General features: G+C 43.1%; 4 protein-coding genes. All 4 read left to right on the forward strand.

The window, feature by feature from the left end; all coding sequences use genetic code 11:
- The first annotated feature begins 16 nt into the window (after positions 1-16).
- The 4 genes from QUA10_RS17670 (at position 17) to QUA10_RS17685 (ending at position 10,622) form a co-directional block, all read left to right on the forward strand.
- Positions 17-6,472: an AAA family ATPase gene (locus QUA10_RS17670; RefSeq protein ID WP_333083720.1), complete on the forward strand. Its 6,456-nt coding sequence runs from the start codon at positions 17-19 to the stop codon at positions 6,470-6,472.
- On the forward strand, positions 6,469-7,500 hold the full coding sequence (locus tag QUA10_RS17675) for a response regulator (protein WP_333083719.1): 1,032 nt from the start codon (positions 6,469-6,471) through the stop codon (positions 7,498-7,500). The genes QUA10_RS17670 and QUA10_RS17675 overlap by 4 nt, the downstream gene beginning before the upstream one ends.
- A 187-nt stretch (positions 7,501-7,687) precedes the next feature.
- Positions 7,688-8,317: a response regulator transcription factor gene (locus QUA10_RS17680; protein WP_333083766.1), complete on the forward strand. Its 630-nt coding sequence runs from the start codon at positions 7,688-7,690 to the stop codon at positions 8,315-8,317.
- Positions 8,318-8,459: 142 nt separating this feature from the next.
- Positions 8,460-10,622, forward strand: coding sequence for a flotillin family protein (locus QUA10_RS17685; protein ID WP_333083718.1), 2,163 nt, complete (start codon positions 8,460-8,462; stop codon positions 10,620-10,622).
- Positions 10,623-10,949 lie beyond the last annotated feature (327 nt).

The following is a 10,949-nucleotide window of genomic DNA, read 5'->3' on the forward strand; positions in this document are numbered from 1 at the left end:
GGAGCAAATTTATGCTATGTTCTACGCCACAGTTGACAGCGGTATGAATATGCTGACTCTTCCGGGCGTTGAAATCACAGAGCTCATCTACGAAAGCGCAAACTCCCTGGTTTACCGAGCATTCCGACAACCCGACAGTCTTCCCGTCATCCTCAAAGTCCTTAAAGAAAATTATCCGACACCCCAAGAACTCGCCCGCTATCGCACAGAGTATAAAATTACACAATCTCTGAATCTGAGTGGCTGTATAAAAGCCTATGATTTGCAGCCCTATCAAAACACGCTGGTGATGTTTGTCGAGGATTTTGGCGGCGAATCCTTGAAAATTTGGATGCAGCAGCAAAAATTTAGTATTGCAGAATTCTTGCGAATTGCGATCGCCACCACAGAAAGTTTACAACAAATTCACAGCGCCCACATCATTCACAAAGACATTAACCCTTCAAATATTGTCTTCAATCCAGCTAGCGGCGAACTCAAAATCATCGACTTTGGCATTTCCACGCAGTTGACGCGGGAGAATTACACCATAAAAAATCCCAACTTTTTAGAGGGAACTCTTGCTTATATGTCGCCGGAACAAACCGGCAGAATGAATAGAAGTTTAGATTACCGCACAGATTTTTATTCCCTGGGCGCTACCTTTTACGAACTGCTGACATACCAACTGCCTTTTGACACCCATGATGTGCTGGAATTGGTACACAGTCATCTCGCTAAACAGCCCTTATCTCCATCTCAGGTGAATCCCGAAATTCCGCAAATTGTTTCCGATATTGTGATGAAGTTGATGGGGAAAAATGCTGAGGAGCGGTATCAAAGTGCGATCGGAATAAAAGCCGATTTAGAAGAATGTTTAAATCAACTTCACACCACTAAAAATATATCTGTTTTTGCGATCGGTTGTCAAGATATTTCTAACCGTTTTCAAATTCCACAAAAACTTTACGGCAGAAAGCGAGAAATTGATAGTTTACTAACAGCTTTTGCACGAGTCAGCGGACAAGGGCAAGATGCCACAGCCACAAGTTCAATGATGCTGATTTCGGGATATTCCGGTATCGGCAAATCAGCTTTGGTGCAAGAATTATACAAACCAATTACTCAACAGCGCGGTTATTTTATCTCCGGTAAATTCGACCAATATCAGCGCAACATTCCCTACAGCGCAATTGTCAGCGCTTTTCAGGATTTAGCAAAACAATTGTTGACAGAAAGCGAAGCGCAACTTAAAGAATGGCGGGAAAAACTATTAGACGCATTGGGAATCAACGGTCAAGTCATTATTGACGTAATTCCTGAAATTGAATTAATTATCGGCAAGCAACCTGCGCCGCCAGAATTAGGTGCGACTGAAGCGGAAAATCGCTTTAATTTTGTGTTTCAAAACTTCATTAAAGTCTTTACCAAACCGGAACATCCTCTGACAATATTTATCGATGATTTGCAGTGGGCTGACGGGGCATCTCTGAAACTGATGCAACTGCTGATGAGCGCTTCTTCAACGGGACTGTTTTTAATTGGGGCGTATCGAGATAACGAAGTTTCCGCAGGTCATCCGTTAATGTTAACAATTGCAGAGATTGTCGAAACTGGCGCAAAGGTCGATCGCATTTTCCTGTCACCTTTGGATTTGGCCTCTGTTACTCAACTGATTTCCGATGCCCTGAATTGCATGGAATCAAGAGTCAAATCCCTTGCGGAGTTAGTCTTTTTCAAAACGGGTGGGAATCCTTTCTTTATGAAGGAATTTCTCAAATCGCTGTATACAGAAAGCCTGTTACAATTTGATTCCCTCGTGTTCAGTTGGGAATGGGATTTAGACCAAATTCAAGCGAGGGGATTCACTGATAATGTTGTCGAGTTGATGGCGGGCAAAATTCAACAAATGTCAGATAAGACGCAGGAAACGTTAAAGATAGCAGCCTGCATTGGCAATCAATTCGACCTGAAAACCCTCGCCTCACTTTGCGAAAAATCCCTGGGAGAAACGGCGGATTATTTGTACGCAGCCGTAGCAGAAAATTTGGTCGTGTTACTGGGGAATATGGGAGATGTGGAATTAGAAATTGCAGGAAAATTACCCAGTAGCCAATCCGTAGAATACAAATTTGTTCATGACAGAATTCAGCAAGCCGCTTATTCCCTGATTGATGAACAGGATAAGCCGAGCGTCCACAAACAAATAGGACAACTGCTGCTGCAAAATACTCCGCTACACAAGCGAGACGAAAAAATATTTGATATTGTTAATCAATTAAATTTCGGCTTAGAGTTGATTGTTAATCAGCAAGAAAAAGATACACTGGCGGAATTAAACCTGATAGCAGGTCAAAAGGCTAAAGCTTCAACTGCTTATCAGCCAGCTTTTAACTATCTGCAAACAGGGATAAACTTGTTGGCAGAAAACACTTGGCTGATGCAATATAACCTAAGTTTGCAACTCCATCAAGAAGCCACAGAGGCAGCTTATTTTTTTGGGGATTTCGAGCGGATGGAAAGTTTAGCTGCCCTCGTGCTGCAAAATACTAAAATCGCGGTCGATGGAGCCAAAGTTTACGCTCTTAAAATTCAAGCAGCGCTGTCTCAAAGCAACTTTCAAGAAGGCATAAAAATCGGTTTGTATTTTCTACACTTATTGGGTATACATTTACCAGACAACCCAGACATGAGGGATGTTGAAAAAGGATGTGAAGAAACAAAATCTCTTTTGGCTGGCCGGAAAATAGAGGAATTGCTTGACTTGCCCGATATGACACAACCTGAACCTCTGGCAGCTTTATTGATTTTATCAAGACTAATGGGGACTACCTATATAGCTAATCCCAACTTAATGATATTAATGGTTTTAACTAATGTCAATTTATCGGTCGAATATGGAAATTCTATTTTGTCGGCTTTTGCTTATGCGACATACGGCGTTGTCTTGTGTGGGATTGTTGTAGATATTGAGTTGGGTTATCAGTTTTCCCAATTGGCATTAAAGTTAGTAGAACGCTTTAATGCCCAGGAAGTCAAGGCTAAAGTTTTAGATGCTATCGCCCATCACATTCTCCCTTGGAAAAAACATTTAAAAGAAACTAGAGCGATGTTATTAGAAGCTTATCAGAGGGCGGTTGAAACGGGAGATGTAGAATTTATTGGCCATGTTTTATTCGAGCGACCTTTTAATTCTTATGCAATGGGCTTTGAACTTGGAAAACTCGAGCAGGAAATCGTAAGTAACAGGGAAATTATTAGCCAATTTAGACTAACAAGTTGCTTAAATTATCTTTCTATGGTTTTAGAGGTGGTTCGCAATTTACAAGCTAAGTCAAACAATACCATTCAGTTGATAGGAGATGCTTATAATGAAGAGGAATCGCGGGATGTATATCTCTTAAATAATGACAAACACGGGTTATTCTTGCTTTATTTCAACAAACTGATTTTAGGTTTTTTATTTGAAAATAATTATGTCTCGCTCGATAATGCAGAGCTGGCACAACAGTATATAAGCGGCGAAACAGGAATAGTTGCTGTTCCGATATTTCACTTTTATGATTCTTTAGTTTATTTAAAATTAGCGAGCGATCGAACACCGATTGAGGATAAAAATAATTGGCTCGATCGAGTGACTCTCAACCAAGAAAAAATGCGTAACTGGGCGCATCACGCCCCAATGAATTATTGGCATAAATTTTATTTAGTTGAAGCTGAAAAAGCGCGAGTTTTAGGTAAATTTCTGGAAGCAATAGATTACTACGATCGCGCAATTTCCCTCGCCAAAGAAAACGAGTACATCCACGAAGCCGCCCTCGCTTACGAACTCGCTGCCAAGTTCTATTTATCCAGGGGTAAAGAACTAACAGCTAAAGCTTATATGCAGGAAGCTCGTTACGCCTATCAACTCTGGGGTGCGGCGGCTAAAGTTAAAGATTTAGAAACGCGATATCCCCAGTTATTTGTGATAAATCAGCATAAAAATCAAGAAATCTCAACCACTACATCAACTACGGGCAGCCGTTCTACTTCTTCCTTAGATATCGCTACAGTCATGAAAGCTTCCGAGGTCATTTCTGGCGAAATTGTACAGGATAAATTACTGTTCAGATTGATGAAAATTTTGATTGAAAATGTCGGAGCTCAAAAAGGCTATTTACTTTTAGAAACTCAAGGCCAATTGCTGATTGAAGCTGAAGGTGAAGTGAACGACGAACGGATAACGGTCTTGCAATCTGAACCAGTTGAAAATTGCCCGGAACTTTCCGAAACAATTATCAATTATGTCGCCAGAACCAAAGAAAATGTGGTATTAAATGATGCCACTCGTGAAGGCAACTTTACGAATGATCCTTACATCAAATCACGTCAGCCTAAGTCTATTTTGTGTGCCGCTTTGATGAATCAAGGTCAACTGAGTGCTATTGTTTATCTCGAAAATAACCTCACTACACAAGCTTTTACGCCCGATCGCCTGGAAGTCTTACAATTGTTATCGGGACAAGCCGCGATCGCACTTACCAATGCTAAACTCTACGCGGAAGTCAAAGAACGCGAAAACCGACTGACTCAATTTATCGACGCTATGCCGATCGGGGTAGCCGTGCATGACACCACCGGACAAATTACCTACGCAAATCAGACAGCACATCAACTAAGTGCTATTCCTACAATACCCGAAGCAAATACTGAGAAATTAGCAGAAGCTTGTCAACTTTATCTGGCGGGAACTAACGAATTATATCCCACCGCACAAATGCCAATCGTGCGTTCTTTGGGGGGTGAAACTGTCAAAGTAGATGATATCGAGTTCCACCGACCTGATAAGATTGTTTCTTTAGAGGTTTCCAGCACTCCAATTGTGGATGAAACTGGTAAAATTAATTATGCGATCGCCACATTTCAAGATATCACCGATCGCAAACAAGCAGAAAAAGTTTTAGCTGATTACAACCGCACTTTAGAACAGCAAGTGAGCGATCGCACTCTCGAACTTCAGCGAGAAATCATCGAGCGACAACGAGCAGAAGACGCCGCACAAGAAGCCAACCGAGCAAAAAGCACATTCCTCGCAAATATGAGCCACGAATTGCGGACTCCCCTCAATGCAATTCTGGGTTTTTCCCAATTAATGAATCGTTCTTCTAACCTATTGCAGGAACAGCAAGAACACCTGAGTATTATCACCCGCAGCGGAGAACATTTGCTCGAACTGATTAACCAAGTATTAGATTTGTCCAAAATAGAAGCAGGACGCACGACGCTCAACGAGACCAATTTTGACCTTCACCGCCTACTGGACGACATCGAAAATATGTTCCAACTTCCGGCCGAAAAGAAGGGATTGCAGTTATTAGTCGAGCGGATGTCAGACGTTCCCCAATATGTGCGAACTGATGAAATAAAATTGCGCCAAATCTTGATTAACCTGCTTTCTAACGCGATTAAATTTACCTCCGAAGGCGGCATTTATGTGAAAATTAAAAATCATGATGTGGCTCAGCAAATCAGCTTTGAGGTTGAAGACACGGGAGCGGGAATAGATGTTAGTGAATTAGACAAGCTTTTTGAAGCTTTTGTGCAAACCAAAACGGGGGAAGAATCGCAACAAGGAACAGGATTAGGTTTAACGATCGCACGTTCTTTTGTGCAGTTAATGGGAGGTGAAATGACAGTCAGTTCTCGTGCGGGAGGCGGTACTATCTTCAAATTTGACATTAAAGTTAATGCAGTTGAAAGTGCCGATCGCCAACGGGAACAGCCAACCAGACGAGTTATTGCGATCGCACCCAATCAACCCCGCTATCGAATTCTCGTTGCAGACGACGCTCTTGACAACCGCCAACTGCTAGTTAAACTGCTTTCCGCGATCGGTTTTGAAGTCTACGAAGCCCAAAATGGGAGAGAAGCAATAGAAAAGTGGGAGCAATATTCACCGCACTTAATCTTTATGGATATGCGGATGCCGGTGATGGATGGGTATGAAGCAACCAAACAAATTAAAGAGGGCAACCACAGGGGGATTGCCCCTACGGAAAACGAGGATTTTGTAGGGGTAGTACCCCCGTGCCTACGCCAGACAGCAATTGTTGCTATAACAGCAAGTAGTTTTGAGGAAGAGAAAGCTATGGTTCTTTCTATCGGCTGCGATGATTTTATTCCCAAACCATTTAGAGAAGCAAACATATTTGATGTTCTGCACAAATATATCGGGGTACAATTCATTTTTGAAGAACTAAATGCTGCCCCCAGTTTCACAGAAAATGAAATAAATGTATTGACAAAAACAGCTTTTTCTGAATTGCCTCCTGAGTTAGTAGCCAATCTCCAGCAAGCCATTAGCAATCTCGATTTGGAACAGATGCAAACAGTCATCAATCAAATTCGCGAAATCAATCAGCCCTTAGCTAGGGCGAGCGCAGCTTGCATTAAAAATTTTCAGTACGAACAGTTGCTAAATTTAATACACACATTAAGGGATGAGACATGAACAAAAAACTCAGTTTTACCCGCGAAGAAAGTATTTTAGTGATTGATGATTGTCCGGAGAATTTAAAACTTTTAAGCGGCATACTATCGGCCGCTGGGTATAAAGTTCACCTAGCTCCTAGTGGGAAATTAGCTCTAAACTTTATGGATTCCAACTTACCAGACTTAATTTTACTGGATATTATGATGCCTCACATGGATGGCTATGAAGTCTGCGAGCAGCTCAAAGCTACTCCAAAAACTCAAAATATCCCAATAATATTTATCAGCGCTTTGCAAGAAATTTTTGATAAAGTAAAAGCATTTTCTGTGGGCGGGATAGACTACATTACAAAACCTTTTCAACAACAAGAAGTTTTAGTGCGCGTCGAAAATCAATTGCGTCTGAGAAGGATGTCTAAACAACTCATAGACCAAAATATTCTCGAAGAGCGCAACCGCATGGCGCGGGAAATTCACGACACTTTAGCGCAAACTTTTGCAGGTATTATCATACATTTGGGAGCTGCTGAACGGGTAATAGTAGCAAATCCAGAACAAGCCCAAGGACACATGAAAACAGTCTGCGAATTAGCTCGCTCTGGACTAGCTGAAGCACGGCGCTCCGTAGAATCTTTGCGCCCGCAACTGTTAGAAGATGGCGACTTGTATAGCGCTCTCAACCAAATAGCTCAACAAATGTCATCAGATACTGATACTCGCACTATTGTTGAAGTGGTTGGCACGGCATATTCCCTACCATTAGAGGTAGAAAATAATCTGTTGCGGATCGGGCAGGAAGCATTAACAAATGCTTTCAAATATGCCAAAGCTACGGCGATAAAAATTGAGTTAGTATACGAGACATCCAAGTTTATTTTGCGGGTGCAAGACAACGGAGAGGGATTTGATACGGAAAGTTTCGGTTTTAGGAATGGCTTTGGTTTATTGGGAATGAGAGAACGCGCCGATCGCATTAACGCGCAGCTAACTGTAAACAGCAGCCCCGGAAACGGAACAGAAGTTATAGTTTCAGTTAATCCCCAGTAAAGTAAGGTGCACATTTCGCACCATATAGCAATCCTAAATAAGTCGTAAATTTTTTACCCCACCCCAACCCTCCCCGAACTCGCGGGGAGGGAGTAAGAAATTCACAAATGATTTAGGATGACTATAGATAGTAAGTTTGTCGTGAGATTTTAAGTTTTTGTTTGAAAAAATTAACAGGGTAAACATGATTAACCAATCAAATATTATTCGCGTTTTAATTGCCGACGATCATTATATTGTGCGGCAAGGTTTAGTGGCGCTGCTTGAGCAGGAATCAGATGTTAAAGTTGTGGCGCAAGCAAGCAACGGGCAGGAAGCTGTGACAATCTTCCCTCAACATCAGCCCGATGTAACGCTGATGGATTTGCGGATGCCGGTGATGGATGGAGTCGCCGCCATTGCTGCGATTTGTGCGGAGTTTCCCAGCGCCCGGATTGTGGTGCTGACGACTTATGACGGCGATGAAAACATCTATCGCGGATTGCAAGCAGGCGCTAAGGGCTATCTGCTGAAGGATGCGGAACCAGAGGAGCTTTTAGCAGCAATTCGGGCTGTTTTTGAGGGTAAAAAGTACATTCCGCTAGCCGTGGGTGTTAAGTTAGCCGATCGCCTGAGTGGCCCTGAATTGAGCGATCGCGAATTAGAAGTCATCCGCCTCATAGTCGCGGGTAAAAGCAACAACGAGATTAGTGAAATGCTGCACATCAGCGAAAGCACCGTCAAGTTTCACATCAACAATATTTTGAGCAAGATGGGAGTTAGCGATCGCACGCAGGCCGCGATTTCCGCATTAAAACGGGGGATTGTCAGCCTGTAGTTTAATGAGCGGTATTTTTTTTACTGAGAAATATGACTATTATGACGGCAAATAATGATAAATAAGACCTTAAGTTTTATGTAAAAACTTTTTAGTAAGGCTAAGCTGGAACTCCTAGGACAAATTAGCCCTCATCAAAAAAATGCTTTATTCATTTTTGTCCGAGTCTCAAGTCAAAGTCCGCGTTTTAAAACAGTTTGCAGCGGCTGTTTCGGCGTCTTTAGCCCTCAGTGCAATAACCAGTTTGAAACCCTCACCAGTATTAGCCGCTAGCAATATCCCCCCCGCAAATCAAACCTCGGCTCAGCTAGCCGCAAAACCTGATTCTAGTTCCCAGCTAGGGCAGTTACACAGCACTGTTCCCGTGCAGACAATGCAGCTCGCTCCGGGCGGATTTATCCCGATCGCGATCGGCGGTATGATAATTATTCTGGTGCTGCCATTATTTTTTGGCGGATTGGTAGTAATTGGCGATCGCGAAGTCGGAATTGTCAGTAAAAAGTTTACCTTCGGCGGCAAGTCTTTACCGCCCGGAGATTTAATTGCCTTAAACGGAGAAGCTGGATATCAAGCTGATACTTTGCCCCCCGGTTGGCATTGGGGTTATTGGCCTTTGCAGTACAACGTTCGCAAAGAGTCTCTAACTGTAGTTCCCCAAGGTGAAATTGCTTTAATTATCGCCGCCGCCGGCGAGTCGATTCCGCCACAGCGCATACTCGGTCAAATCACAGAATGCGACAATTTTCAAGATGCTCGCAAATTTCTTAAAAGCGGTGGAGAAAAAGGTCGCCAACTCGGCATTCTTACGGGCGGCAGCTATCGGATAAATACGGCATTATTTACGGTAATTACAGCAGCTAATGCTCCCAAACACGGGATGACAGCGGAACAGTTGAAACTGTACAAAATTGCTCCAGATAAAGTGGGAGTTGTGACAACTTATGACGGCGTTCCTATCCAAGATGGCGAAATTGCAGGGCCGATTATTCCGAATCACGACAACTTCCAAAACGCGCAGAAATTTATCAGTGGCGGCGGGCGGCGCGGTTTGCAGGAACAGGTTTTGCTTTCCGGTTCTTGGAATTTAAATCCTTGGTTTGTCGGGGTGGAACAAGTGCCGATGACGGAAATCCCGATCGGCTATGTCGGCGCCGTGATTTCCTATGTCGGCAAAACCTCAGAAGATGTGAGCGGCGCTGCTTTCACTCACGGAAATTTAGTAAATGTTGGCAATAAAGGGGTTTGGGTAACTCCCCTTTATCCGGGGAAACATCCGCTGAATACTCGCATTTTGAAAGTAGAGTTAGTGCCGACTACTAATATAGTATTGAATTGGTCTGGGAAAACAGAAAGGCACAGTTACGATTCTAAACTTTCGTCTTTAACTGTGCGTTCTCAAGACGGTTTTGCCTTTGATTTAGAAGTAGCTCAGATTATTCATGTCGGCGCTTTGGATGCTCCGAAAGTTATCTCCCGCGTCGGTTCGATGCAGAATTTAGTTGACCACGTTTTGCAGCCGACAATCGGGAATTATTTCCGCAATTCGGCTCAAGCTTATTCTGTATTAGATTTTCTTTCCGCAAGAAGCGGCAGACAAGCGGAAGCCGCCGAGTATATCAAAGCAGCTTTGCGTACCTACGACGTGCAGGCAATTGATACTTTGATCGGAGATATTTTGCCGCCTGCAGAGCTGATGCAAACTCAAACAGATCGCAAAATTGCTGAGGAACAGTGCAAGACTTATGAGGTGCAGCAATTAGCACAAACTCAGCGGCAACAATTGGTGCGGGAAACGGCGCTGGCTGAGATTCAACAAGAGATGGTCAAATCCGAGCAAGGCGTGAAGATTTCTGAGTTGAAAGCGAATTCTCAGGTGAAACAAGCTCAAGGTGAAGCTGAGTCGATTCGGGTGAAGGGAAATGCTCAAGCTGAAGCTTATCGCGCGGGTGTTGTGGCTTTGGGAGGTTCCGGTTATACGGCTTTGCAGTTAATGCAAATTATAGGCGATCGCAACGTGCGAGTTGTGCCGGATGTTGCGGTAACAGGCAACGGTAGCGGTGGCGGTTTGGTTGATGGTTTGCTGGGAATGATGATGTGGAATCAAACGAGCAAAAATGGAGAAAATGGCGGGGAGTTGCCGGTAGTTAACCTACAGAAATCGGAACCTGCGGCTAAGTTATCAGTAGCCCAGGTGAATTCTGTTAAGCCGCCGGCATCTCGCGCTAATTCCCCTGTTGCGAATTCTGAGGCTGAGATTGATTCGCGGTTTGATGAATTGCCGTTTGACCCTGGCTCTTTTAGTTAGCCTGTGCAGTTTGTAGCGAGAACTTCAGTCCTCTGTTATTGAAAGGGGGTATAACCAGTTTGTAGTTGGGCGCAATACCTAGCCAAAAGTTCAGGTAATCTCCTCAACCCAAGGTCAGCTAATTATGACCTTTTTTTATAGCTAAAAACTCAACTTTTAACCAGCTCTCTTTGCGAATGAGTGTTATAAGCTTAAAACTTAATTGACATTGCAATTTCAAAAGGCTAGCCTAGCTTCAATTGGAGTTCAGCTAAGCTGTTGTGCATTTAAAACGCATATTGTATTATACAATATAACCATATTTATGAAAAGTCAATGCCGAGTAAA

The sequence above is a fragment of the Microcoleus sp. Pol8_D6 genome, from assembly GCF_036700965.1.
GTDB lineage: Bacteria > Cyanobacteriota > Cyanobacteriia > Cyanobacteriales > Microcoleaceae > Microcoleus.